Annotated in this window: 20 protein-coding genes and 1 other annotated feature; of the genes, 8 read left to right on the forward strand and 12 right to left on the reverse strand. The window is 58.2% G+C overall.

What is annotated here, in order from left to right; translation table 11 throughout:
• Positions 1 to 60: 60 nt before the first annotated feature.
• The 3 genes from copA (at position 61) to ybaK (ending at position 4,159) form a co-directional block, all read left to right on the forward strand.
• Positions 61 to 2,562, forward strand: coding sequence for a copper-exporting P-type ATPase CopA (copA, locus tag CWM58_RS15755; protein ID WP_100681305.1), 2,502 nt, complete (start codon positions 61 to 63; stop codon positions 2,560 to 2,562).
• A 121-nt stretch (positions 2,563 to 2,683) separates the two neighbouring features.
• Positions 2,684 to 3,478: a TraB/GumN family protein gene (locus tag CWM58_RS15760; RefSeq protein ID WP_100681306.1), complete on the forward strand. Its 795-nt coding sequence runs from the start codon at positions 2,684 to 2,686 to the stop codon at positions 3,476 to 3,478.
• Between the two features lie 201 nt (positions 3,479 to 3,679).
• On the forward strand, positions 3,680 to 4,159 hold the full coding sequence (ybaK, locus tag CWM58_RS15765; RefSeq protein WP_004204728.1) for a Cys-tRNA(Pro)/Cys-tRNA(Cys) deacylase YbaK: 480 nt from the start codon (positions 3,680 to 3,682) through the stop codon (positions 4,157 to 4,159).
• A gap of 105 nt (positions 4,160 to 4,264) precedes the next feature.
• Here the strand turns inward: ybaK and ushA are convergent, their stop codons facing one another.
• Positions 4,265 to 5,917: a bifunctional UDP-sugar hydrolase/5'-nucleotidase UshA gene (gene ushA, locus CWM58_RS15770; protein WP_032734896.1), complete on the reverse strand. Its 1,653-nt coding sequence runs from the start codon at positions 5,915 to 5,917 to the stop codon at positions 4,265 to 4,267.
• A gap of 295 nt (positions 5,918 to 6,212) precedes the next feature.
• Between ushA and CWM58_RS15775 the strand changes: the two genes are divergently transcribed.
• Together CWM58_RS15775 and ybaL are read left to right on the forward strand one after the other, a co-directional pair.
• The gene (locus tag CWM58_RS15775) at positions 6,213 to 7,433 is read left to right on the forward strand and encodes an MFS transporter (RefSeq protein WP_100681307.1); all 1,221 of its coding nucleotides are present in this window, start codon (positions 6,213 to 6,215) and stop codon (positions 7,431 to 7,433) included.
• A gap of 225 nt (positions 7,434 to 7,658) precedes the next feature.
• Positions 7,659 to 9,335 carry a YbaL family putative K(+) efflux transporter gene (gene ybaL, locus CWM58_RS15780; protein ID WP_061155513.1) on the forward strand — a complete coding sequence of 559 codons (1,677 nt, stop codon included), beginning with the start codon at positions 7,659 to 7,661 and terminating at the stop codon, positions 9,333 to 9,335.
• A gap of 34 nt (positions 9,336 to 9,369) precedes the next feature.
• Here the strand turns inward: ybaL and CWM58_RS15785 are convergent, their stop codons facing one another.
• The 9 genes from CWM58_RS15785 to CWM58_RS15825 all read right to left on the reverse strand — a co-directional run bounded on the left by CWM58_RS15785 (position 9,370) and on the right by CWM58_RS15825 (position 18,758).
• Positions 9,370 to 10,674, reverse strand: a complete 1,305-nt coding sequence (locus tag CWM58_RS15785) for an inosine/guanosine kinase (RefSeq protein ID WP_100681308.1) — start codon at positions 10,672 to 10,674, stop codon at positions 9,370 to 9,372.
• A gap of 63 nt (positions 10,675 to 10,737) precedes the next feature.
• A complete protein-coding gene (gene hemH, locus CWM58_RS15790; protein ID WP_100631440.1) occupies positions 10,738 to 11,700 on the reverse strand; it encodes a ferrochelatase in 963 nt (320 codons plus the stop codon).
• A 128-nt stretch (positions 11,701 to 11,828) separates the two neighbouring features.
• Positions 11,829 to 12,473, reverse strand: coding sequence for an adenylate kinase (adk, locus tag CWM58_RS15795; RefSeq protein ID WP_002892184.1), 645 nt, complete (start codon positions 12,471 to 12,473; stop codon positions 11,829 to 11,831).
• Between the two features lie 222 nt (positions 12,474 to 12,695).
• On the reverse strand, positions 12,696 to 14,570 hold the full coding sequence (htpG, locus tag CWM58_RS15800; protein ID WP_100681309.1) for a molecular chaperone HtpG: 1,875 nt from the start codon (positions 14,568 to 14,570) through the stop codon (positions 12,696 to 12,698).
• A 113-nt stretch (positions 14,571 to 14,683) separates the two neighbouring features.
• On the reverse strand, positions 14,684 to 15,289 hold the full coding sequence (gene recR / locus CWM58_RS15805; RefSeq protein WP_008805449.1) for a recombination mediator RecR: 606 nt from the start codon (positions 15,287 to 15,289) through the stop codon (positions 14,684 to 14,686).
• Complete coding sequence (locus tag CWM58_RS15810; protein ID WP_061155516.1) at positions 15,289 to 15,621, reverse strand: YbaB/EbfC family nucleoid-associated protein; 333 nt, start codon at positions 15,619 to 15,621, stop codon at positions 15,289 to 15,291. The genes recR and CWM58_RS15810 overlap by 1 nt, the downstream gene beginning before the upstream one ends.
• Positions 15,622 to 15,678: 57 nt before the next feature.
• On the reverse strand, positions 15,679 to 17,586 hold the full coding sequence (gene dnaX / locus CWM58_RS15815) for a DNA polymerase III subunit gamma/tau (RefSeq protein ID WP_100681310.1): 1,908 nt from the start codon (positions 17,584 to 17,586) through the stop codon (positions 15,679 to 15,681).
• Positions 16,282 to 16,346, reverse strand: a sequence feature (DnaX frameshifting element). It overlaps the preceding gene by 65 nt.
• Before the next feature lie 92 nt (positions 17,587 to 17,678).
• The gene (gene apt / locus CWM58_RS15820) at positions 17,679 to 18,230 is read right to left on the reverse strand and encodes an adenine phosphoribosyltransferase (protein ID WP_012542663.1); all 552 of its coding nucleotides are present in this window, start codon (positions 18,228 to 18,230) and stop codon (positions 17,679 to 17,681) included.
• Between the two features lie 150 nt (positions 18,231 to 18,380).
• Entirely contained in the window at positions 18,381 to 18,758 is a 378-nt protein-coding gene (locus CWM58_RS15825) for a DUF454 family protein (protein WP_008805444.1), read from the reverse strand.
• A gap of 69 nt (positions 18,759 to 18,827) precedes the next feature.
• On the opposite strand from CWM58_RS15825, the gene priC reads away from it, so the two are divergent.
• The 3 genes from priC to CWM58_RS15840 all read left to right on the forward strand — a co-directional run bounded on the left by priC (position 18,828) and on the right by CWM58_RS15840 (position 20,508).
• A complete protein-coding gene (gene priC, locus CWM58_RS15830; protein ID WP_100681311.1) occupies positions 18,828 to 19,355 on the forward strand; it encodes a primosomal replication protein N'' in 528 nt (175 codons plus the stop codon).
• Between the two features lie 12 nt (positions 19,356 to 19,367).
• On the forward strand, positions 19,368 to 19,541 hold the full coding sequence (gene rsmS, locus CWM58_RS15835; RefSeq protein ID WP_008805442.1) for a pleiotropic regulatory protein RsmS: 174 nt from the start codon (positions 19,368 to 19,370) through the stop codon (positions 19,539 to 19,541).
• 67 nt (positions 19,542 to 19,608) lie between these two features.
• Positions 19,609 to 20,508 (forward strand): Rpn family recombination-promoting nuclease/putative transposase, encoded by a 900-nt coding sequence (locus tag CWM58_RS15840; protein WP_061155519.1) that lies wholly within the window; start codon positions 19,609 to 19,611, stop codon positions 20,506 to 20,508.
• Between the two features lie 35 nt (positions 20,509 to 20,543).
• On the opposite strand, the gene mscK is transcribed toward CWM58_RS15840, so the two are convergent.
• Together mscK and acrR are read right to left on the reverse strand one after the other, a co-directional pair.
• Positions 20,544 to 23,891 carry a mechanosensitive channel MscK gene (mscK, locus tag CWM58_RS15845; protein WP_100681312.1) on the reverse strand — a complete coding sequence of 1,116 codons (3,348 nt, stop codon included), beginning with the start codon at positions 23,889 to 23,891 and terminating at the stop codon, positions 20,544 to 20,546.
• A 127-nt stretch (positions 23,892 to 24,018) separates the two neighbouring features.
• Positions 24,019 to 24,669, reverse strand: coding sequence for a multidrug efflux transporter transcriptional repressor AcrR (gene acrR, locus CWM58_RS15850; protein WP_061155521.1), 651 nt, complete (start codon positions 24,667 to 24,669; stop codon positions 24,019 to 24,021).
• Positions 24,670 to 24,691: the final 22 nt, after the last annotated feature.

The raw sequence follows: 24,691 nt of genomic DNA on the forward strand, positions 1-24,691 counted from the left end.
ACTCGATGAAAGAGTGGGTCTGGTCAATCGTTGACCGGAAAATTATTCAGGAGTTTTTGTATGTCTAACACTATCGACCTAACGCTGGATGGCCTCTCCTGTGGGCATTGCGTCAAACGCGTGAAAGAGAGTCTGGAACAGCGTCCTGACGTTGAGCAAGCCGAGGTGACCCTCACTGAAGCCCATGTCACGGGTAGCGCCAGTGCGCAAGCGCTGATTGATACCGTGAAACAAGCCGGATACGGCGCGGAGCTCAGCCACCCAAAGGCTAAACCGCTGGCAGAATCATCAATCCCGTCGGAAGCACTGACAGCGGCCACTCCTGAGCTTCCGGCAGCCCATGACGAAGATGACAGTCAACAGCTGCTGATCAACGGCATGAGCTGCGCCAGCTGCGTCTCCCGGGTACAAAACGCGCTTGCCGCGGTGCCGGGCGTCTCACAGGCGCGGGTTAACCTGGCGGAACGCACGGCGCTGGTGATGGGCAGTGCGTCCGCCGCAGAATTAGTGCAGGCAGTGGAAAAAGCCGGCTATGGCGCGGAGGCGATCGAAGACGATCTGGAACGCCGCGAACGTCAGCAGGAAACCGCTATCGCTACGATGAAGCGTTTTCGCTGGCAGGCGATTGTCGCCCTGCTGGTCGGCGTGCCGGTGATGGTCTGGGGGATGATCGGCGATAACATGATGGTCAGCGACGACAACCGTTCGCTGTGGCTGGTCATCGGCCTTATCACCCTCGCCGTCATGGTCTTCGCCGGCGGCCACTTCTACCGCAGCGCGTGGAAAAGCCTGAAAAACGGCACCGCCACCATGGATACGCTGGTGGCGCTCGGCACCGGCGTCGCCTGGCTGTACTCCATGAGCGTCAACCTGTGGCCACAGTGGTTCCCGATGGAATCCCGGCATCTGTATTACGAAGCCAGCGCGATGATTATCGGCCTGATTAACCTCGGCCATATGCTGGAGGCCCGCGCTCGCCAGCGCTCCTCGAAAGCGCTGGAGAAACTGCTCGATCTGACGCCGCCTTCAGCCCGCGTGGTGACCCCTGAGGGGGAAAAGGATCTGCCGCTCGCGGAAGTTCAGGCCGGCATGACCCTGCGCCTGACCACCGGCGACCGCGTCCCGGTCGACGGCGTGATAAGCCAGGGCGAAGCCTGGTTTGATGAAGCGATGCTCACCGGCGAACCGGTGCCGCAGCAAAAAGGCGATGGCGATGCCATTCACGCCGGCACCGTGGTGCAGGACGGCAGCGTGCTGTTCACCGCCAGCGCCGTCGGCAGTCAGACCACTCTGGCAAGAATTATCCGTATGGTGCGCCAGGCGCAGAGCAGCAAGCCGGAGATCGGCCAGCTGGCGGATAAAATCTCTGCAGTATTTGTTCCGGCGGTAGTCGCCATTGCGCTGATCAGCGCCGCGATCTGGTACTTCTTCGGCCCGGCGCCGCAGATCGTCTATACCCTGGTCATTGCCACCACGGTACTGATTATCGCCTGTCCATGTGCCTTAGGCCTGGCGACGCCGATGTCGATTATTTCCGGTGTTGGCCGGGCGGCGGAATACGGCGTGCTGGTGCGCGATGCCGATGCCCTGCAGCGCGCCAGCGAACTCGACACCCTGGTGTTCGATAAAACCGGCACCCTGACCGAAGGCAAGCCGCAGGTGGTGGCGGTGAAAACTTTCTCAACCTTTGATGAATCCACCGTCGTGCGTCTTGCCGCCGCGCTGGAACAGGGCTCAAGCCATCCGCTGGCGCGAGCGATCCTTGATAAAGCCGCCGACAGTTCGTTTCCGGAAGTCAGTGGCTTCCGCACCCTGCGCGGCCTTGGCGTCAGCGGCGAAGCGGAAGGTCATCGCCTGCTGCTCGGCAACCAGGCGCTGCTCAACGAGCAGCATATCAATACCGCCGACATAGAAAGCGAGATGACGGCGCAGGCCTCGCGCGGCGCCACGCCGGTGCTGCTGGCGGTGGATGGCCAGGCCGCCGCGCTGTTCGCCATCCGCGACCCGTTACGTGAGGATAGCGTCGACGCGCTGGCGCGCCTGCATCGTCAGGGCTACCGTCTGGTGATGCTGACCGGGGATAACCCCACTACAGCGAATGCCATCGCCAAAGAAGCGGGCATTGATGAAGTGATCGCTGGCGTACTGCCGGACGGTAAAGCCGATGCCATTAAACGTCTGCAGAGCCAGGGACACAAAGTCGCGATGGTCGGCGACGGCATTAACGACGCTCCGGCACTGGCCCAGGCCGATGTCGGGATCGCCATGGGCGGCGGCAGCGATGTCGCCATTGAAACCGCGGCGATTACCCTGATGCGCCATAGCCTCAACGGCGTGGCCGATGCGCTGGCAATTTCGAAAGCAACGTTACGCAATATGAAGCAGAACCTGCTGGGCGCGTTTGTCTACAACTCGCTGGGTATCCCGATTGCCGCCGGGATCCTCTGGCCGCTGACCGGCACCCTGCTCAACCCGGTGGTCGCCGGTGCGGCGATGGCGCTGTCATCGATCACCGTGGTGAGTAACGCTAACCGCCTGCTGCGCTTTAAACCGAAAGAGTAAACGAAACGGGCACCGACGTTGTTCGGCGCCCGTTTTTTTGCTGAGACAAGAAAAGCCCGCCGGAAGGGTGACGTGTATCACCATATGCGCTAGCATGAAGTCCTCACACTTCGGAGCGCGTATGGGCCTGTTAAACCGGATAAAAATGCTGTGGCGAGCCGCCGTCGGCTCGTCTTATTCCTGGCCTGCAATGGATATCGTCCTGCCCGGCGAACGTTATTTGCATCTCGTCGGCAGCATCCATATGGGTACCCGCGACATGGCGCCGCCGCCAGCGAAGCTTCTGAAAAAAATACGCCAGGCCGATGCGTTAATCGTCGAGGCCGATATCAGCGGCAATGAAACCCCCTTTAGCAATCTCCCCACTTACCCACCGCTGGCGGAACGCCTGAGCGATGCGCAGTTGAGCGAGCTAGAGGCGCGAGCCGGCGAGCTGGGCCTGTCGGTCGGGCTGTTCGATAACCAGCCGCTGTGGCAGGTGGCGATGGTCCTGCAGGCCACCCAGGCGCAAAAGCTGGGACTGCGACCGGATTACGGCATCGATTATCAGTTGCTGATGGCCGCCCGCGAGAGCAACATAACGGTGATGGAACTGGAAGGCGCCGACAGCCAAATCGCGCTGCTGCGCGATCTGCCCGACGGGGGGATGGCCCTGCTGGAAGACACACTGAGCCACTGGCGGACCAATGCCCGCCTGCTACAGGTGATGATCGGCTGGTGGCTGGAACAACCGCCATCGCGCGGTGCGGTATCTCTGCCGACGACTTTCAGCCAGTCTTTATATGATGTGCTGATGCACCAGCGCAATCTCGCCTGGCGCGAGACGCTGCTGGCCTTGCCGCCGGGGCGCTACGTGGTTGCCGTCGGCGCGCTGCATCTGTATGGCGAAGGGAATCTGCCGGACATGCTGACATAAAAAAATGGCCAATATTGCTATTGGCCCGTCAAAGAGGAATTTCATCATTATTATTATCCCGGGATATACATCCCGGATCGTCTGATTGTCGCTCAAAGTGACCATCACTGCCAATACTATTGCGCAAGATGGTACTATTTTTTATACAACCTGCGGGCGTATTCTGACGTCACGCAAAACCGGTTGGTAAGAAGGATAGCTATGACTCCCGCCGTTAAATTACTCGAAAAAAACAAAATCCCCTTTCAAATCCACAGTTACGATCACGATCCCAATGAGACCAACTTCGGTGATGAAGTGGTGCGCAAGCTCGGCCTCAATGCCGACCAGGTTTACAAGACCCTGCTGGTCGCCGTTAACGGCGATATGAAGCATTTGGCGGTCGCCGTCACCCCGGTCGCCGGGCAGCTGGATTTGAAGAAAGTGGCTAAAGCGCTGGGCGCTAAGAAAGTCGACATGGCCGACCCGATGGTGGCGCAGCGTATCACCGGCTATCTGGTGGGCGGCATCAGCCCGCTGGGGCAGAAGAAGCGCCTGCCGACAGTGATTGACGCCCCGGCGCAGGAATTTGCCACCATCTATATTTCCGGCGGCAAACGCGGTCTGGATATTGAGCTGGCGGCCAGCGATCTGGCGCAGCTTCTGGACGCGAAGTTCGCCGATATCGCCCGCCGCGATTGATGGCACTATCCCGGATAGCGGCGCACGCGCCTTATCCGGGTTACCCAACTCGTAGCCCCGGTAAGCGCAGCGCCACCGGGGAAATCGCCAACCTGAAGCCCAGGCTTACTGCCAGCTCACCTCGCCTTTCGGCTCGTAGGCTGCCGCATCCAGCGGCGAGTTCTTCTCGATATACTCTTTCAGCACTTCGGCATCGATAAAGCCGGTATTCACATATCCGGGTTTATCGGCGATGTTCGGATAGCCATCGCCGCCGGTGGCGTTAAAGCTCAGCGTCGCCATCCGGTAGGTCTTCGCCGGATCCACCGGTTCGCCTTTGATTTTCAGATCGTTCAGCTTGCCATCTTTGGCCACGAAGCTGACGTTAGCAAACTGCGGATAGGCGCCGGAATCCGGCTTCATCTGCGCGACGGCGGTCAGATAATCCACCACTTCCTTGCCGCTCATATCGACATAGGTCAGCACATTGCCGAACGGCTGGACCTTCATCACATCCTTGTAGGTGATATCGCCCGCCTCGATGGAGTCGCGGATCCCACCGCCGCTCATCACCGCGAAATCCGCGTTGCTGCGCGCCATTTGCGCCGCCAGCAGCAGGTGACCCATATTGGTCTGCACAAAGCGCACTTTACTGCGATCGCCCTCCAGATGACCATTCACACTGCCGATTTTGACCTGCAGTTGCGCTTTGCCTTTGTTCTGAAACGGCGTCAGTAGCGACATCATCTGCGGGTTCTCCGCGATCTGCGGCGTATACAGCACCCGCTCGCTTTGGCCGTTATCGTAAGTCACTTTTTTCTTCAGGTTCACCGGGATCAGCTGGTAGTGCACCAGCTTCATCTCGCCGTTGCGGAACTCAAAATCGGCGCGGCCGACGTATTTGCCCCACTCATGCGCCTGGACGATCCAGATGCCATTCTGACGATCCGGCGCGCACGGGGTGCCTGGCACATAATCGACCTGCTTTTTATTTTCCGACGCCATGCATACCGGATCCTGCGAGTGACCGCCGACGATCATCGCCAGCGATCCGGCAGGTAAACTCCGCGCCATTTCAACGTCGCCCGGCGCGTTGGAGCCGTGGTTACCATTGTCGTAATGACCCATGTGGGTGGTGGCCAGGATCACGTCCGGCTTTTCATTCTGCTGCAGCTCCTGGATAACCAGCTTCGCCTCTTCCGCCGGTTTGCGGAATTCGATATCGGTGAAATATTCCGGATTGCCGATCTTGGCCGTATCGTCGGTGGTTAGGCCAATCACCGCGATTTTCAGCCCACCGCGCTTAAACAGCGCCCAGGGTTTAAACAGCCGTTCACCCGTGCTTTTCTGATAAATATTGGCCGACAGGAACGGGAACTTAGCCCACTTTTCCTGCTGGCGCAGCACGCTCAGCGGATTATCAAATTCATGGTTACCCACCGCCATCGCGTCGTAGCCGATCAGGTTCATGCCGCGAAAATCGGGCTCTGCATCCTGTAAATCAGATTCTGGCACGCCGGTATTAATATCGCCGCCGGATAACAGCAGGACGCTCCCCCCTTCCGCCGCCACCTCTTTGCGGATGCCATCGACCAGCGTTTTCTGCGCCGCCAGACCATATTCGCCATAGTCATTGCGCCAGAAATGGCCGTGGTGATCGTTGGTGTGCAGGATGGTAATTTTATAGGTTTTATCCTGCTCATAGGCCTGCGCGGACAGGCTGCCCAGCGATAAGGCGGCAAATAACGCCAGCGCCACGCTGTGTTTGAAATAATGCATGCTTCACTCCCTGACTTAATCCCAAGTGCCGAAAGTATAGCGAGTTAGCCGCGTTGACAAATATGTTTTCAGAATTGCGACTTCCTTCAAACCTTATCAACAGGTATGTTAGTTGGATAATAATTCTACCCGTCATACTTCAAGTTGCATGTGCGTTGGCTTTCCTCGCTCACCCCAGTCACTTACTTGAGTAAGCTCCTGGGGATTCGCTGCGTCGCCGCCTTCCTGCAACTCGAATTATTTAGGGTATCAACCTGCATTCTCTACAACAAATAGAACTCGCTGAAGTGAACCTATGACAACCAACCAATCCGCTCAGACCTTACCCAGTACCGACGCGCCGCCGCAAAAAGCACGCACCTCGTTTGGCATCTTAGGCGCGATCAGCCTGTCCCATTTGCTTAACGATATGATCCAGTCGCTCATTCTGGCTATCTATCCGCTGCTGCAGGCTGAATTCTCCCTCTCCTTCGTGCAGATCGGGATGATCACTCTCACCTTCCAGCTGACCTCATCGCTATTCCAGCCGGTGATCGGCTACATCACCGATAAGCGCTCGATGCCGTGGTCCCTGCCGGTGGGCATGTGCTTCACCCTCTGCGGTTTGATTCTGCTGGCGCTGGCAGGGAGTTTCGGCATGGTGCTGCTGGCTGCCGCGCTGGTGGGTACCGGCTCCTCGGTTTTCCATCCGGAATCGTCCCGCGTGGCGCGGATGGCCTCCGGCGGCCGTCACGGCCTGGCCCAGTCGCTGTTCCAGGTCGGCGGTAACTTCGGCAGCTCGCTTGGCCCATTGCTGGCGGCGGTGATTATCGCCCCCTATGGCAAAGGCAATGTCGCCTGGTTCGTGCTGGCCGCCCTGCTGGCTATTGTGGTGCTATCGCAAATCAGCCGCTGGTATGCCGCGCAGCACCGGATGAATAAGGGCAAACCGAAGCCGGTCATCGTCAATCCGCTGCCGCGCAATAAGGTCATTCTGGCGGTAAGCATTCTGCTGATGCTGATTTTCTCGAAATATTTCTATATGGCGAGTATCAGTAGCTATTACACCTTTTATCTGATGCACAAGTTCGGATTATCGGTGCAAAACGCACAGCTTCATCTGTTTGCCTTCCTGTTCGCGGTTGCCGCCGGGACGGTGATCGGCGGGCCGGTTGGCGATAAGATTGGGCGAAAATATGTTATTTGGGGCTCTATCCTCGGCGTAGCGCCGTTTACCCTCGTTTTACCCTACGCCAGCCTTGAATGGACGGGGATTTTGACGGTGATTATTGGTTTTATCCTCGCCTCGGCCTTTTCGGCTATCCTGGTCTATGCGCAGGAGCTGCTGCCGGGCCGAATCGGCATGGTTTCTGGCCTGTTCTTCGGCTTCGCCTTTGGCATGGGTGGCCTTGGCGCCGCGGTGCTGGGCCTGCTCGCGGACCATACCAGTATCGATCTGGTGTATAAAATCTGTGCCTTCCTGCCGCTGCTGGGTTTCCTGACGATATTTCTTCCTGATAACCGGCAAAAAGCCTGATTATCCGGCGGCCAAAGTGCAACGCTGGCCGCCGTTATCCCTTGCGCCATCAGCCTGATGCGCGCATTCCCTCCGCGATTTTCCCTTCTGTGCCTTTTGGCCGGTTAATTCCATTTTTTTGCACAATTCAAGAATTATTCATAAACAAAGTGAACGTTTTTGTCATAAACTATTACCCGGATAGGGTAGCAAAATGGACCGATACACCACTGGAAAGGAGACGGAATGCACCACGCAACACCGCTTATCACCACCATTGTCGGCGGCCTCGTGCTCGCCTTTATTCTCGGCATGATTGCCAATAAGCTACGTATTTCTCCTCTGGTGGGATATCTCTTAGCGGGCGTGCTGGCCGGACCTTTCACCCCTGGCTTTGTTGCTGATACCAAACTGGCTCCTGAACTGGCAGAACTCGGCGTGATCCTGCTGATGTTCGGCGTCGGGCTGCATTTTTCGCTTAAAGACCTGATGGCGGTAAAGTCGATCGCCATTCCCGGGGCTATCGCCCAGATAGCCGTGGCGACACTGTTAGGTATGGCACTCTCCGCCGCCCTTGGCTGGTCGCTGATGACCGGCATCGTCTTTGGCCTGTGTCTCTCCACCGCCAGTACCGTGGTGCTACTGCGCGCGCTGGAGGAGCGACAGCTGATTGACAGTCAGCGCGGGCAGATTGCCATCGGCTGGCTGATTGTGGAAGACCTGGTGATGGTCCTGACGCTGGTCCTGCTGCCAGCAATTGCCGGGATGACGGAGAAAGGTGACGTTGGCTTCGCCTCTCTGGCCCTCGACCTCGGGATCACCATTGGTAAAGTGGTGGCCTTTATCGCCATCATGATGCTGGTCGGTCGCCGGCTGGTACCGTGGATCATGTCGCGCAGCGCCGCCACCGGCTCACGCGAGCTGTTCACCCTGTCAGTTCTGGCTCTGGCGCTGGGCATCGCCTTCGGCGCCGTGGAGCTGTTTGATGTTTCCTTCGCCCTTGGCGCCTTCTTCGCCGGCATGGTGCTTAACGAATCTGAGCTGAGCCACCGCGCCGCCCATGACACCCTGCCGCTGCGCGACGCCTTCGCGGTGCTGTTTTTTGTCTCCGTCGGCATGCTGTTTGACCCGATGGTGCTGGTCCAGCAGCCGCTGGCGGTGCTGGCAACGCTGGCGATTATTATCTTTGGTAAATCCGCCGCCGCCTTTTTCCTCGTGCGTATGTTTGGTCATTCGCCGCGTACCGCACTGACCATTGCCGCCAGCCTGGCGCAGATTGGTGAGTTTGCCTTTATTCTCGCCGGTCTGGGGATGGCGCTTAACCTGCTGCCGCAGGCCGGACAAAACCTGGTGCTGGCCGGGGCGATCATCTCGATTATGCTCAACCCGGTGCTGTTTACCCTGCTGGAAAAATATCTCGATAAAACCGAAACCCTCGACGAGCAGACGCTGGAAGAGGTGCTGGAAGATGAGAAGCAGGTGCCAGTCGATATCTGCAACCACGCGCTGCTGGTTGGCTTCGGTCGCGTCGGCAGCCTGCTGGGCGAGAAGCTGATGGCCCAGGGGATCCCGCTGGTGGTGGTTGAGACTTCGCGCACCCGCGTGGATGAGCTACGCGAGCGCGGGATCAGCGCGGTGCTGGGCAATGCCGCCAATGAAGAGATCATGGAGCTGGCGCATCTCGACTGCGCCCGCTGGCTGCTGCTGACTATCCCCAACGGCTACGAGGCCGGAGAGATTGTCGCTTCCGCACGGGAAAAATGCCCGAACATCGAGATCATTGCCCGCGCCCATTATGATGATGAAGTGGACTACATTATTGAACGCGGGGCCAATCAGGTGGTGATGGGCGAGCGGGAAATTGCCCGTGCCATGCTACAGCTTCTGGAAACGCCACCGGCCGGTGAAGTGGTCACCGGCTGATGCACGCCCCTCTCCCATCAGGAGAGGGGCTCGCTTAACGCTCCCAGTATGCCTCTTCCAGGCTGTCCTCACGTTCCGGCAGGCCGCGGGTTAAACGCGGCGAGTGCTGGTTCAGCACCTGATAGCTCACGCGGTTGGCATATTTACACACCTGCGCCAGCGACGAGTAGGTCAGCCATTTGCATTTGTGCTTGCTGGAGTTGGGCACATTATTACGATGGTAGTTATTGGCGGTGATGTCATGTAGCAGCGCCGCCAGCGCGCCGTCGCCTGCGCCGTTGGTATTCATGATTTTTTCAGGTCCGCCCATATACGGGGCGATATGGGAATAGATACGCAGCGGATTAACGCAATCCTGGTGACGCATCGCACGGCTGAATTCAAACTGGTTAAACTCCGGGATCGCCCCCGGCAGCAGCGGATGCTGGGTTTTACGCTTTGCTTCTTCTTCGGTAAAGCCCGCCATATACAGGCCCGCCGGCCCGGCGGTGCACAGCACCAGGTCGACCCAGTCCAGCGCTTTATCCGCCGCCGACAGTGGATCGGCAAAACCGGTCAGCGCTTCCCCTTCCTCTTCATTCATCGCCAGAATAGAGACATGCTCCTGCAGGAACTGCTGCCACCACGCCGGGTTATCGGCAATCACGTATTTGGTCCCGAGAGTTAACACCACCGGCACATCGTGCTTTTTGGCGTACTCGATGGCTTTCATCGTGGCGTCCGGCATTGGCTCGCCCGGCTTGCAGCGTACCAGGTAAGAGGTCAGCACCAGCGCCGAGGCGCCGGCGATCACCGCTTCCGGAATGCTTTCCGGGCGCAGCTTGTTCATATGGCCCGGGCTGATGGCGAAGGTGCGCTCGCCGCTGTCGCTGATCAGGGTAAAACAGCGGCCAATGGCGCCGTCGACGCCCTGCAGATAGTTCAGATCGGTGCGGCTGGAGGTATTGCACAGGTAGCGATAGGCATAGCCGCCGATTTCGATATTGCTGCACATCACGCCAAGCAGCACCGAGCGATCGTCCGCCAGCACCGAGTAGTTGTGCATGGTATTGCCGATGGTGCCGCCGGCAAACTGATGGGTAATGAGATTGTTGCGTACCAGCTCCTGGTACAGCGCCTCGGCGACATCATCTTCAATCACCAGAGAGTGGCCTGCACTCAGGCCATAGCGCACGATAAACGCTTCATCCACTTTCGCTTCGATATCCACCAGCGTCTGGTCGATACCCACCACCCAGGAGACGCTGGATTCATTCTCCGGCTGTATTTGCTGGAGCAGCGGGTCGCGGGCGTTAACGGGAAAATAGTGTTTGGATTTGCGTTTACCGGGAAATTTCATAGTGGCGCTTAAATAACAGGGAACAAGCGGGAAATAGTAGCATATTCCCCGCCCTGCGCGCGATCAGCGATAAGGTGCCGTCAGGTTGACCATCATCTCAATATGCGCCACATCCGCGTTTAGCGCCGGAATATATTCATACTGCTCGCCACCCGCTTCGAGGAAAACTTCCCGGTTCTGAACGGCAATCTCTTCCAGCGTCTCTAGACAGTCGGCGGAAAAACCCGGGCACAGCACCTGAATATGCTTCGTCCCCTTCTCGCCAAGCATTTTCAGCGTTTCATCGGTGTAGGGCGTCAGCCAGGGCTCGCGGCCAAAGCGCGACTGGAAGGTCATCATCACCTGCTCCGGCGGCAACCCCAGCGCGGAGACCAGTTCCCGCGTGGTATCGCGACAGCGCTGGGGATAATCGTCCCCCTGATTGGCATAGCGCTGCGGGATCCCATGATAGGAGAGCAGCAGCAGATCGGGTTCACCGTGCACGGCGAAGGAGGCGCGCACGCTGGCCGCCAGCGCATGGATATAGTCCGGATGTTCGGCATAGTCGCGAATAAACGAGATACCGGGAATGGCGCGCTTTTTCGCAAGGATCCGCGCCAGCTCATCCCAGACGGCAGCCACCGTCGAGCAGGAATACTGTGGGTACAGCGGCAGCACCACGATGTGTCCCACCCCCTGCGCCAGTAAATCATCCACCGCGCTGGCCAGCGACGGCGAACCATAGCTCATACCCAGCGCCACCGGCGTATCCGGCAGCCTGGCGGCCAGCGCCTGCTGCTGGCGACGGCTGTATACCATCAGCGGCGAACCCTCATCCATCCATACGGACTGATAGAGCTTCGCCACGCGCGGGGAGCGAATCGGCAGTATGACGCCACGCAGCAGCGGCCACCATAGCAGACGAGACGTATCCACCACCCGTTTGTCGCTGAGGAATTGTCGCAGATAGCGCTTCACCGCACCGGGGGTGGGCGCATCGGGAGTGCCTAAATTGGCCAGCAAGATACCTGTTTTCGTCTGATGCATTACCGCCTCTTAACCATTTGAATCGCAGCCAATTGTAGCTGAAATGGCGCTAAACGGAACCAATCATAGCAAAAGGTGGAAATGAGAGGAGTTCTCATCCTGCCGCAGCAGGATGAGAAAAGGCTTTATCAGCCGAGGATTTTTTCCAGTTCGGCGCGCACGTCAGCCACCGCTTTGGTGCCGTCGACTTTGGCGTATTTGGTGTTGCCCGCCTGCGCTTCTTTGGTGTAGTAGCCGATCAGCGGCGCTGTCATCTGATGGTATTCCACCAGGCGCTTACGCACGGTCTCTTCCTGGTCGTCTTTACGGGTGGTCAGCTCTTCGCCGGTCACGTCGTCTTTGCCTTCCACCTTCGGCGGATTGAATTTGATGTGGTATACGCGACCGGATGCCGCATGAACGCGACGGCCAACGATGCGGTCGACGATCAGTTCGTCCGGCACGTCGAATTCCAGCACGTAATCAACGGTAATACCCGCTTCTTTCATGGCGTCAGCCTGCGGAATGGTGCGCGGGAAGCCGTCCAGCAGGAAGCCGTTACGGCAATCTTCCTGGGCGATACGCTCTTTCACCAGCGCGATGACCAGCTCATCGGTCACCAGCTTGCCGGCGTCCATAATGTCTTTCGCTTGCTTACCGAGCTCAGAGCCGGATTTTACCGCCGCGCGCAGCATATCGCCGGTGGAGATTTGCGGAATACCGTATTTCTCCATGATGAACTGAGCCTGAGTTCCTTTACCCGCGCCCGGAGCGCCAAGCAGAATAATACGCATTACGAAAATCCCCTCAAAAGTCGATTCAATTTTTCAAAAACGCTAAACCATACCACCAGAACGGCGATGGCTCAAGGAAGGCGGTGTGGCTGAAACGGTTAATGGTGAGATATTTTATGCAATCCAATGTGAAATGCCCCACCGGAGCAAATTGCTCAGGCGGGGCATTTATCCCGTTCCCGGCGTCGCGTCGCTCGGCCGGGCTACTCGTTCAGGTTCGCGTCAGGAAGCCAGCAGCTGGTTCATACGGCGGATAAACTGGTTCGGATCTTCCAGCGTGCCACGCTCAGCCAGCAGCGCCTGATCCAGAAGCAGCTCTACCCATTCACCGAACTGCGCGTCATCCTGGGTATCGGCGGCACGTTTCACCAGCTGATGCGCCGGGTTCAGTTCGAAGATGTATTTCACTTCCGGCGCCGCCTGGCCCGCTGCCGCGAACAGCTTCGCCATCTGCGTGCTCATCTCGTCGGCATCGGTAGTGACAATCGCCGGGGTGTCGGTCAGACGATGGGTCAGACGCACCTCTTTCACCCGGTCGCCAAGCAGGTTTTTCACACGCTCAACGAACGGCTCCAGCGCTTTTTCAGCTTCTTTGGTGGACTCGTCCACTTCATCCGCCAGCTTATCCAGCGACTCGTCGGCTTTCGCCACCGACTGGAACGCTTTGCCGTCAAACTCGGTCAGGTAGCTCATCATCCACTCGTCGATGCGATCGGAGAGCAGCAGAACTTCAATCCCTTTCTTACGCAGCAGTTCGAGGTGCGGACTGCTCTTCGCCGCCGCATAGCTGTCGGCAGTGATGTAGTAGATCTTCTCCTGGCCTTCTTTCATGCGCGAGACATACTCTTCCAGCGACACGGTCTGTGCGGAGGAGTCGGTATGCGTCGTCGCGAAGCGCAGCAGTTTGGCGATCGCTTCCTGGTTGCTCGGATCTTCCGCCGGGCCCTCTTTCAGCACCAGGCCGAACTGTTTCCAGAAGGTTTGATATTTTTCAGCGTCATCTTTCGCCAGCTTATCCAGCATCTGCAGCGCGCGTTTGGTCAGCGCGGTGCGCAGGTTGCGGGTCACGCTGCTGTCCTGCAGGATTTCACGGGAGACGTTCAGCGGCAGATCGTTGGAGTCTATCAGGCCGCGCACGAAGCGCAGGTAGTTCGGCATAAACTGCTCGGCGTCGTCCATAATGAACACACGCTGCACGTACAGCTTCAGGCCGTGTTTATGATCGCGGTTCCACATATCCCACGGCGCCTGCGACGGGATATACAGCAGGCTGGTGTACTCCTGCTTACCTTCCACGCGGTTGTGGCTCCAGGTCAGCGGATCGCTGTAGTCGTGAGCGATATGCTTGTAAAACTCTTTGTATTCGTCGTCGTTAACTTCGGACTTGCTGCGGGTCCACAGGGCCTGCGCCTTGTTGATTTTTTCCCACGAAATCACGGTTTCGTCGTCTTTTTCTTCCTGCTTTTCAATCTCAACCGGCAGCGCGATATGGTCGGAATACTTGCTGATGATGGAGCGCACGCGCCAGTCGTTGAGGAAATCGTCTTCGCCTTCACGCAGATGCAGGGTGATTTCGGTGCCGCGATCGGCTTTGGTGATATCAGCAACGGTATATTCCCCTTCGCCGGCGGATTCCCAGAACACGCCGTTCTCAGGTTTATCGCCCGCCGCACGGGTACGCACGGTCACTTTATCCGCCACGATGAAAGCAGAGTAGAAGCCGACGCCGAACTGGCCGATCAGCTGGCTGTCTTTCGCCTGGTCGGAACCCATCGATTCCAGAAACGCTTTGGTACCGGATTTAGCGATGGTGCCGAGATGGTCGATAACCTCTTCCCGGTTCATGCCGATACCGTTATCGGCAATGGTCAGGGTGCGGTTGTCTTTATCAAACGAAACCCGTACGCGCAGCTCACCATCGCCCTCATACAAATCCGGCTGCGACAGCGCGCGGAAACGCAGCTTATCGGCCGCATCAGAGGCGTTGGAAATCAGCTCACGCAGAAAGATTTCTTTGTTGGAATAGAGGGAATGGATCATCAGGTGCAGAAGTTGCTTTACCTCTGACTGAAAACCACGAGTTTCTTGTCCTTTCATCTGATTCAACCTCAACAATGCCATTTTAAATGGGGTAAAAAAACCGTTGAGTGGGAGATGGGGACTGCGGGGAAATTTTTCAAGCGGAGACGGCGCTGGCCGCCTCCATTTGTTCAGAAAGTAATCTTGTGACGACCGGCCAGCGAGTGGGACAGCGTGGTGCCGTCAACCATCTCCAGCTCACCACCCACCGGCACGCCGTGGGCGATTCGGCTGGCATCAACGCCATACTGCGCGCACAGCTCCGCGATGTAGTTGGCCGTCGCCTCGCCCTCAACGGTCGGGTTGGTGGCAAGGATCACCTCGGTGATCGACTCCGCTTCCAGCCGTTGTTCAAGGCGATCGAGCCCGATGTCATCTGGCCCGATGCCGTCGAGCGGCGACAGGTGCCCCATCAGCACGAAGTAGCGGCCGGAATACTGCCCGGTCTGCTCAATGGCATGGATGTCCGCCGGACTCTCCACCACGCAGATCTGGCCGTTTTCCTGGCGACGCGGGTTGCTGCAGATATTGCACACCTCCTGCTCGGTGAAGGTGCGGCAATCGGCGCAGTGGCCGATTTCCGACATCGCACGCGTCAGCGCCTGCGCCAGGCGCATACCACCGCTGCGATCGCGCTGCAGCAGGGTAAACGCCATGCGCTGCGCCGACTTCGGGCCAACGCCCGGCAGACAGCGCAGCGCTTCCATAAGCTGAGTTAACAGCGGGCTGGTTTGCATCAGAACGGCATCTTGAAGCCTGGCGGCAGCTGCATACCGGCAGAAACGGAAGCCATCTTCTCTTTCTGGGTCTCTTCAATGCGGCGCGCGGCGTCGTTAAACGCGGCAGCCACCAGATCTTCCAGCATGTCTTTGTCGTCTTCCAGCAGGCTTGGGTCGATTTCCACACGGCGGCAGTTGTGCGCGCCGTTAATGGTCACTTTCACCAGACCCGCGCCGGATTCGCCGGTCACTTCCAGCTGAGCGATCTCTTCCTGCATCTTCTGCATTTTGTCTTGCATCTGCTGGGCCTGTTTCATCAGGTTACCCAGGCCGCCTTTTCCACCAAACATAGGCTTCTCTCTCAGTCAGTCATTGTTAAAGGTACTGAATGCCAGTCAGACTGGCGTTCAAATGGGGCGGATACTCTCTTCATCCAGATCGGCGTCGAAGAAACGACGCAGGGTCTGAATGTTATTATCCGCAATAATAGCTTCGCGCGCCTGCGCGAGCTTCTCTTCATAAATTGCCTGCCGCCACTCCAGCGGCGTACGCATCGCGGGATTATCGTCTTCCACGATGGTCAATTCAACCGGCGTACCGTACAACACCCCCAGCGCTTCAGCCAGCTTTTGCTGCGCGCCGGCGGAATTGAGGTGACGCTGGCTGGGGCGCAGATGCAGACAGATGCGACTGCCCTCCTGCTCTTTCCACGCGTTGAGCGCCACCTGCTCGACCAGCTTTGGCACCGCCAGTTGGCTCACTTCCGCCGCCCAGCTGTCGCGCTCGACCGCTTCTTCGGCGAGCTTGGCCGCCAGCTCCGGCGTCTTCTCATGCTCCAGTGCCTTTTTCAGCGCTTTTGGCGTGGCGACTTCGACTTTGGTCTCTTCAACCACTGTCGTCGCCTTCCAGCGATAGGCCTCTTTCTTCGCCGGGGCCTGCTCAAGCGCAGCCGCCGCCGGACGAGCCTGTACGCGCTCGCTAATTGAACTCAGTCGTTCCAGCGCAGCGTTATTCACCGGCCGCGCGCGGGAAGCGGCTGCCGGTTCACTCTTTTTTGGGGTGGTTGCTCCCTGGCTGCGCTGCAGATGGCTGCGGGCCGCCAGCACCTGGCTGGTGGTCGGCGGCAAACTCTGCGGCGGCTGTTGCGGTGGCGCAGCGGGAGCAACGGGCTGACGCGGCGTGGGTGCGGCGGTCTGTGCCGGCTGCACTTCCGGCTCTGGCAGCGGCTTACGCGGATGAAACGCCAGCGCGCGCAGCAGCGTCATTTCGACGCCCATCCGCCGGTCCGGCGCATAAGGCAGCTCTTTGCGGCCCATCAGCAACGTTTGGTAGTAAAGCTGAACGTCGCCCGGCGGTACGGTTCGCGCCAGTTCGCGCATCCGCACTTCGACCGTGGCCATATCGGCGCCCAGCGCCGAAGGCGACAACTGAACCATGGCGATGCGGTGCAGCAGGCTCTGCATCTCGACCAGCAGTGCCTCCCACTCGACACCGCGTGCGGCGGCATCATTGACACCCTCCATGACCCGCTCGCCGTCGGCAGCGACCAGCGCTTCAATCAGCGACAGCGCCTGATCGTCATCAAGGGTGCCGAGCATAGTGCTCACCGATGCGGCCGTCAGTTGCCCTTCTCCACTGGCAATCGCCTGATCGGTCAGGCTTAAAGCATCGCGCAGGCTGCCGTCGGCTGCCCGCGACAGCAGCTGCAGCGCGCGGGGCTCAAAGGCAATCTGCTCTTCGCCAAGAATATGCTCCAGCTGATGGCGGATCTGTTCAACATCCAGGGCTTTGAGATGGAACTGCAGGCAGCGGGATAAGATCGTCACCGGCAGCTTCTGCGGATCCGTCGTCGCCAGCAGGAATTTGACGTGCGCCGGCGGCTCCTCCAGCGTTTTTAATAACGCGTTGAAGCTGTGGCGCGACAACATATGGACTTCGTCGATGAGATAGACCTTAAAGCGGCCGCGGGCCGGCGCATACTGGACGTTATCCAGCAGGTCGCGGGTATCTTCGACTTTGGTTCGCGAGGCGGCGTCAATCTCAATCAGATCGACAAAACGCCCCTGTTCAATTTCCCGGCAGTTATCGCACACGCCGCAGGGGGTGGCGGTGATGCCGGTTTCACAGTTTAACCCTTTCGCCAGCAGGCGGGCGATAGAGGTCTTACCGACCCCGCGGGTACCGGAAAAGAGATAAGCGTGATGAATGCGCCCTAACGACAAGCCGTTCGCCAGTGCGGTCAGCACATGTTCCTGGCCGACGACGTCAGCAAAGGTTTGTGGGCGCCATTTACGGGCTAAGACCTGATAACTCATGGGCTGGCTCTGAAACGCTGGAAGGTGAAATCACGAAGGGGTCATGCTATCACAGCCCCGCCCGATCGGCGAGGCTATGTGGAGGGATTTGCTTAGTGGCCCGGGAACGGCACCAGGCTGTAGCAGTGGATCCCCAGCTTCTCCAGGCGCTGTTCGCCGCCCAGATCGAACAGGTTGATAATGAAAGCGGCATCGTGCACTTCGCCACCGAGACGACGGATCAGTTTGACCGTCGCGTCGATGGTGCCGCCGGTCGCCAGCAGATCGTCAACCACCAGCACTTTGTCACCCGGTTTGATTGCGTCAACGTGGATCTCCAGCTGATCGGTGCCATACTCCAGCTCATAGCTCTCGGCAATGGTTTCACGCGGCAACTTACGCGGCTTGCGAACCGGAACAAAGCCCACGCCCAGCGCCAGCGCGACCGGGGCGCCGAACAGGAAGCCACGCGCTTCGGTCCCTACCACTTTGGTAATACCCGCGTCTTTGTAGCGCTCGGTCAGCAGTTCAATGCTAAGCGCGTAGGCCTTCGGGTCTTCCAGTAAGCTGGTGACATCGCGGAAAAGAATGCCAGGTTTTGGATAATCCTCGATACTCTGGATGCTGTTCTTCAGATATTCAAGCTGCTGTGCAGTTGCGGTCATAAGTGTATGCCTGATTGAAACGGTGTTACCCACGGGCGTGCAAAAGGGGCCAAAGAAACATTTGTTTAACCTTTGACCAGGCTTACCCGCGCTCGAAAACGCCAGAATTTACTGGCTGTCAGCAACAATTGCAACAGGCATTATTGCGCATCAGTGCTTTTGTTGCTTTGCGTCAACCACCGGAATGCGCCACATAAAGATCAGCAGACAGGCCAGAATGACCAACAGCATGATGCGCACCCACGTAAGCTTAACCAGCCACAGCGAAATAGCAAAAGTCACCACGATCATCGCAATGGCGCGCGGTTTGGCGCCGCGAGGCATTGCACGGTACTGCTGCCAGTGGCGAAGATAGCCGCCAAACCAGGAGCGATACAGCAGCCATTGGTGAAAGCGCGGCGATGAGCGAGCAAAGCACCAGGCGGCGAGCAGAATAAACGGCGTCGTCGGCAGCAACGGTAAGAAGATGCCCAGCGTACCCAGCGCTACCGCCAGCCAGCCGATAATGGTTAGAATAACAGGTGGCATAATGCGAATCGTTATCAAACAGATGAGGCTACTGTAGCACAGTTGGCTGAAAGGGAATGGAGGGGTTTGGTGAAAACAGCTCAACTTTTACAAACGCTGAACGATCAGCTCAGCGAGCTGGCCGCGCTGGTTGCGCCGATGGCGGAGCACGCGACCCTGAGCCCGCGCTTTGACCGTCAGCTCTTTCACACCCGCAGCACGCTGATGCAGGCCTATCTGGCGGAAGCCCAGCAAAATTTTACCCAACTGAGCCAGGCCGTCGAGCGTCAGCAGCTGCCGCAGGTGGTCTGGATTGCCGAGCGTCTGGCGGCGCAAATCGCCGCGCTACGTCGTGAAACCGCGACCTGGTCGTTGCGCAGTTGGGACCACGCCTCGCCGGCGCTGAGCCGCTGGCAGCGCCGTCGCCTGCAACATCAGGAGTATGAGCGCCGCCTGCTGGCGATGCGCGACCAACGCCAGCGCCAGCTGACGCAGGCGACCAGCCTTGACGAACAGCAGCGACTGGCCAGAGAAGTTGAGGCCTACAGCGGCCGGCTAGCCCGCTGCAGGCAGGCACTGGACAAAATTGAAAACGTACTGGCGCGGCTGACGCGCTAACAGGAGAGCCCATTGTCACTGGAAAATGCATCCGATGAGGTCAAACTGGCCGTCGATTTAATCATGTTGCTGGAATCGCATCAGATCCCGGCGCAAACCGTGCTGGGCGCGCTGGAAATTGTCCGGCGGGATTATGCAAACAAGTTAAAAAACGCGGAAAGCGGGTCGCAAAACCCAGAGAAGTAGGATGTTGTCTCCGGCAGTATGCTGGCAGTCTGGTCCTCTGCGCATGACGCCACTGGAGACAATATTCATGGAGAAAGTCAGTCAAACCCCACACGACGCGGTGTTTCGTCAGATGCTCATGCATCAGGCGGTCGCGAAGGATTTTTTGCAGTTGTACCTCCCCGCGCCGTTTCTGGCGATCTGCGAACTGGATTCGCTGCAGCTGGTCTCCGGTAGCTTTGTTGAAGAGGACCTGCGCGCCAGCTATTCCGATATCCTTTACTCACTGCGCACGCGTCACGGACCCGGCTATGTTTACGCGCTGATTGAGCACCAGAGTACCCCGGACAAGCTGATGGCGTTTCGCCTGCTGCGCTATGCGCTGGCCGCCATGCAGCGTCATCTGGACGCCGGCCACGACACGCTGCCGCTGGTGGTGCCCATTCTCTTTTATCACGGCAAAGTGAGCCCCTGGCCCTGGGCCCGTAACTGGCAACAGCTATTCGCCGATCCGGCGCTGGCGAAGACGCTCTATAGCAATGATTTTCCGCTGGTGGACCTCACCGTTATGCCAGATAATCAGATCGCCCGTCATCGGCGGATGGCCATGCTGGAGCTGCTGCAAAAGCATATCCGCCATCGCGATCTGGCCGAGCTGCAGGTGCCGCTGATTGCGCTGATGACGCAAGGCTATCTGACCGAAGCGCAGCTGAATACGCTGCTGCGCTATATGTTGCAGGCGGGAACTACGGAACATCCGGGGGCGCTGATCCGCACGCTGGCGGCGCAGTCGCCCAGGCATAAGGAGCTGATGATGACCATTGCCGAATGGCTGGAAGAAAAAGGCCGTAAACAGGGACAGCAAGAGGGTGAGCAGGAAGCCACTCGCAGCATCGCCGCCAGAATGCTGGCGCGCGGCCTCGAACGTCAAACCGTGCAGGAACTCACCGGGCTCAGCGATGAAGAACTCGCCGCACTGGTGCCTTGATGCAGCAGGGGCGGCTTTGCGCCGCCCCTCTTCGATCAGGACGCGGTGGTGGGCGCCAGATCGTCCCCCTTCCCGTCCCGCTTCACTTCGGTGACTTCATCGCCTTTTTCATTGCGCAGATGAACTTCCAGCTGGTTAAAGGCAATGTTGATGTCATTCTCCCGGCACAGGCGGTCGATGGCGCGGTTGAGCTCATCCACCGTGTAGCTGCGATCGCGCAGTTCACGAACATACAGACGCAGTTCATGATCCAGCGTACTGGCCCCGAAGGTGGTGAAGAAGACCGACGGCGCCGGCTCCTGCATTACTTTCGGATGATCGTGCGCGGCCTTCAGCAGCACCTCTTTCACTTTATCCAGGTCTGAACCATAGGCAACGCCGAGGCGGATCACCACGCGAGTCACGGTGTCGGAGAGCGACCAGTTGATCAAGCGCTCGGTAACGAACGCCTTGTTCGGGATAATCACCTCTTTGCGATCGAAGTCGGTGATGGTGGTGGCGCGAATACGGATTTTGCTTACCGTACCGGAGAAAGTACCGATGGTTACCGTATCCCCAATGCGCACCGGACGCTCGAACAGAATGATCAGGCCGGAGACGAAGTTACCGAAGATCTCCTGCAGGCCAAAACCTAAACCAACCGACAGCGCGGCCGCCAGCCATTGCAGTTTATCCCATGAGACGCCCAGCGACCCGAACACCGTCATCGCACCGATAGCGATAATCGCATAGTTAAGAATGGTGGTGATGGCGTAGGAGGTTCCCTGACGCATATTGAGACGCGAGAGAACCAGCACCTCCAGCAGACCCGGCAGGTTGCGTATTAGCGCCCAGGCGACCATCGACGCCACAATGGCAAACAGCAGACTGCCCATCGTGACGCTGCGCACCACGCTGGCCCCCGCTTCGGTACCGTTGTAGTGCCAGAGGGTAATGCTGTCGAGATAGGCGAAAACGGTGATCAGATCAGACCAAATCGCCCAGAACATGACGGCAAAAAGCGCGATCATCACTAACATGGTGATACGCAGCGTCTGCTGGTTGACTTGCTCAAGAGCAATGGCCGGCTCTTCCTGTGGCTCGGCGCCTTCCGCGCCCTCCTTCACCAGATGCTGACGGCGCGCCAGTGCGCGACGCCAGGCGATACGCCGCGCCGCCACGCTCAGACCGCGCAGCACGGTCTGGTACAGCAGGTTCCAGATCATCACCAGATACACGGTCTCGATCCAGCGTCCCGCCAGGCGCAGCGTGGTGTAGAAGTAACCCGTTGCCGTCAGCACCATCAGGGCTACCGGGACAATAGACAGCACGGTGATCGTCAGCAGGCGCAGGCTGTGCGACTCTTTATCGCGCCAGCTTTCCCGGCACATCGGCCAGACCAGCACGGCAATCAGCAGCAGATTGAAGAAAATCACAAACTGCCCCAGCACGTCGTCCATCAGGTTCAGTGGCGACAGCTCGGAAATCACCGACCAGAAATTCAGCGGCAGCAGCGCGAGGCTGACGCGAACAATTTGTCGCCGCCAGTGGCTGGTCAACTGTGCGGGCATATTGAAGTGGCTGACCGCCACGCCGTTCTTTTCCAGCACTTTCCAGCACAGGCCAAAGACCAGCCAGAACATGGCCAGCTTTTTACTGTACGCCCACAGCAGTCCGCTGATATTAAGCTGCATGGTGAGTAAGATCAGGCCAATCGCCAAAATTACCAGCACCACCGGCAAGGCACGAATCAGGTCGATCAGGATCGCCTTTGGCGTATGCAGCTGGGTATCGTTGCGCAGCTGCCCCACCTGGGAAGCAAGCTTAGCCTGATAATCCTTCAGCCACTGCAGACGCCAGCGGATCAGGCCGGCAATCAGCAGCAATGGTAAACCGGCCAGGAAAGCGATAAACACCGCGGGCCACGCTTTTTCCCAGTTCACGGTGATTTTCATCGCCTTAAACTGACCTTTCAGCGCTTCCGGGAAGGCCTTAATCCACTCCCAGTCCATCGGTTTATTGCTGTTCACCCAGAAAATTTGCTGGGTCAAAATTTCCCTCAGGCTGCTTGAGACACTCATCAGCTGTTGCTGATTGATCTGCAGATTGATGGCCATCATCAGCTGGTTCCCCAGCTGTTTATTAAACTGGTCAAGCAGCTCGCGGCGCATGTCGATCACTTCCAGCAGCGCGGCGTGCACTTCATCGTTCACTTCGCTGCTGTGTCCCTCTTCCAGTTTGGCGACAAAGGCGTCGCTCTGGAACAGCGCGTCGCGCTGCTGGTTCACCTCAAACTGTTCGAGCCGCAGGTCGGCGATGCGGTTGGTCATATCCTGCAGTTCGTCCGCCGACGGCAGCGTCTGCTGTTGCTGATAAAGAATGCGCGACAGCAGCAGACTGCCTCTGAGCACGGAGATTTGCTCTTTTATATCCCGCTCAGACTGCAGAGCGCGGTCGAGCCAGTTCTTCACCTGGATATTGCGCTGTACCAGCTGGTTGCCGTTCTCCGTCGCCTGGATCAGCTTCTCGCTCAGCTGGTGGTTGATATCCAGCTCTTGTTTGACCAGCGGATTGGCCTGAATTCGCGTGGTTTCATCCGGGGTGACCGCCTCCTGGGCGGTTTTCTCCGTCAGCGTCAGCCGTTTGCTGTTCACCGCCTCCTGCAGCAGCTGCAGCTGATGCTCCAGGCGGTTGCTCCAGGCGGTGACGTAGTCACGCTGCTTCTGCAGGGTATCCTGCAGGACGGTGTTGCCTTCGAGGCTCTTGCGCTGCTGCTCGATCTGCGCGTTGAGCAATGCCTGTTGCGCTTGCAACAGCACCTGCTGGGTCGGGCGCAGGGTCTCGTCGCCCACCGAAGTGCCATTCAGCCGATTGCGGATCTGCTGCAGCTGCTGGGAGGCGTTATACATGGCGTTCTGCACACGTTCCGGCTGCGTTTGCAGGGAAACCAGCTGGCTGTTGTAAGTCGCCAGATCGTTTTGCGCATTCTGCAGGTCGTCCAGCGTCTGGGTGACGCGTGACTCCAGTTGACGCAGAGAGAGTGTACTGAGCGTTTTGCGGGTGGCGGCGTCGTCGGGGACGTCGCTCAAGTTGTTAAGACTATCCACCGCCTGGCGCAGCTTCGCCGGGGCTTGCTCGACCTGCTGGCGGAGCTGCGTCGTCTCGCTTTTGATGCGCTCGATTTTATCCAGCGTTTCCAGCGTCTGGGTCAAATCCTGCTGGACCAGTTTGTCCTGCGGAGTCAGTTCTTTTTGCTTGTTTAATGTATTGAGCTGGCTCTGCACCTCTGCCCGGTCAGGGAGATCCGCGGCGCGGCCCTGAACTGGGCTGAAAAGGCCAATAAAGCAGAGCAGCGTAATAAGAAAGATAAACGTGGCGCGTTGCCTGGAGATCGTGTGCAGCATAGTAATATGAATGATTGCAAATGCCGGAGAATACCGGGGGTCGTCGCAAGCGCGCAGAATAGCACTTCTCTTCGCTGGCGAATAGCGGCGGACGGCGCTAAAAATTCACGTTCATCCGCGCGCTACGTTAAGCTGTCAGGCTCTCCGGGCCGCGTAGCGTGGGACAGAACTGATACATCTCCAGCAGGATGGCGACGTAGTCTCGCGCTTCCGCATGCAGGTCGAATGAATCAGGGGCAAACAGCCAGTTTTCCATCAGTCCGGAAAGGTAGCTGCGCATTAACACGGCCGCCCGCCGGGTGAGTAAATTGGCGGGCAATAGCTTCGCAGCGATGCACTCTTTTAAGGTCTGCTCGATACGCTCGTAGCTCGCCAGGGAGAGCTGCCGCTGGGCCTGCTGCACCACAGTCATCTCACCGACAAACTCACACTTATGGTAGATAATCTCCATCATTAATCGTCGACGTTCCTCTGTCACTGTCGCTTCAAGAACATAGACTAATATCTCCCTGATAACTGAGAGTGGATCGTTAGGGAATTTTGCCCGATACTCAACTTCGAGATCGCTAATACTGGCGTCTGACAGCTCCCAAATTTCATTGAATAAATCTGATTTATTCTTGAAATGCCAGTAGATAGCCCCCCTCGTTACACCCGCAGCTTTTGCAATTGTTGCCAACGAGGTAGATGATACGCCTTGCTGCGAAAACAGACGCAGAGCAACATCCAGAATCAGTTGCCGGGTTTCACGTGCCTGTTGTTTGGTTTTTCGTGCCATAGGTTAATGACTTTACAGAGGT

Origin of the sequence: Klebsiella sp. H-Nf2 (assembly GCF_002806645.1) — a bacterium.
GTDB classification, from domain to species: Bacteria; Pseudomonadota; Gammaproteobacteria; order Enterobacterales; family Enterobacteriaceae; genus Klebsiella; species Klebsiella variicola.

Coding starts and splice junctions, on each gene's coding strand:
- ybaK (WP_004204728.1), top strand. CDS start 3,680: ATGACTCCCGCCGTTAAATTACTCGAAAAAAACAAAATCCCCTTTCAA.
- mscK (WP_100681312.1), bottom strand. CDS start 23,891: ATGCTGCACACGATCTCCAGGCAACGCGCCACGTTTATCTTTCTTATT.
- copA (WP_100681305.1), top strand. CDS start 61: ATGTCTAACACTATCGACCTAACGCTGGATGGCCTCTCCTGTGGGCAT.
- adk (WP_002892184.1), bottom strand. CDS start 12,473: ATGCGTATTATTCTGCTTGGCGCTCCGGGCGCGGGTAAAGGAACTCAG.
- dnaX (WP_100681310.1), bottom strand. CDS start 17,586: ATGAGTTATCAGGTCTTAGCCCGTAAATGGCGCCCACAAACCTTTGCT.
- CWM58_RS15810 (WP_061155516.1), bottom strand. CDS start 15,621: ATGTTTGGTGGAAAAGGCGGCCTGGGTAACCTGATGAAACAGGCCCAG.
- apt (WP_012542663.1), bottom strand. CDS start 18,230: ATGACCGCAACTGCACAGCAGCTTGAATATCTGAAGAACAGCATCCAG.
- recR (WP_008805449.1), bottom strand. CDS start 15,289: ATGCAAACCAGCCCGCTGTTAACTCAGCTTATGGAAGCGCTGCGCTGT.
- CWM58_RS15775 (WP_100681307.1), top strand. CDS start 6,213: ATGACAACCAACCAATCCGCTCAGACCTTACCCAGTACCGACGCGCCG.
- ybaL (WP_061155513.1), top strand. CDS start 7,659: ATGCACCACGCAACACCGCTTATCACCACCATTGTCGGCGGCCTCGTG.
- CWM58_RS15760 (WP_100681306.1), top strand. CDS start 2,684: ATGGGCCTGTTAAACCGGATAAAAATGCTGTGGCGAGCCGCCGTCGGC.
- CWM58_RS15840 (WP_061155519.1), top strand. CDS start 19,609: ATGGAGAAAGTCAGTCAAACCCCACACGACGCGGTGTTTCGTCAGATG.
- CWM58_RS15785 (WP_100681308.1), bottom strand. CDS start 10,674: ATGAAATTTCCCGGTAAACGCAAATCCAAACACTATTTTCCCGTTAAC.
- CWM58_RS15825 (WP_008805444.1), bottom strand. CDS start 18,758: ATGCCACCTGTTATTCTAACCATTATCGGCTGGCTGGCGGTAGCGCTG.
- acrR (WP_061155521.1), bottom strand. CDS start 24,669: ATGGCACGAAAAACCAAACAACAGGCACGTGAAACCCGGCAACTGATT.
- hemH (WP_100631440.1), bottom strand. CDS start 11,700: ATGCATCAGACGAAAACAGGTATCTTGCTGGCCAATTTAGGCACTCCC.
- ushA (WP_032734896.1), bottom strand. CDS start 5,917: ATGCATTATTTCAAACACAGCGTGGCGCTGGCGTTATTTGCCGCCTTA.
- htpG (WP_100681309.1), bottom strand. CDS start 14,570: ATGAAAGGACAAGAAACTCGTGGTTTTCAGTCAGAGGTAAAGCAACTT.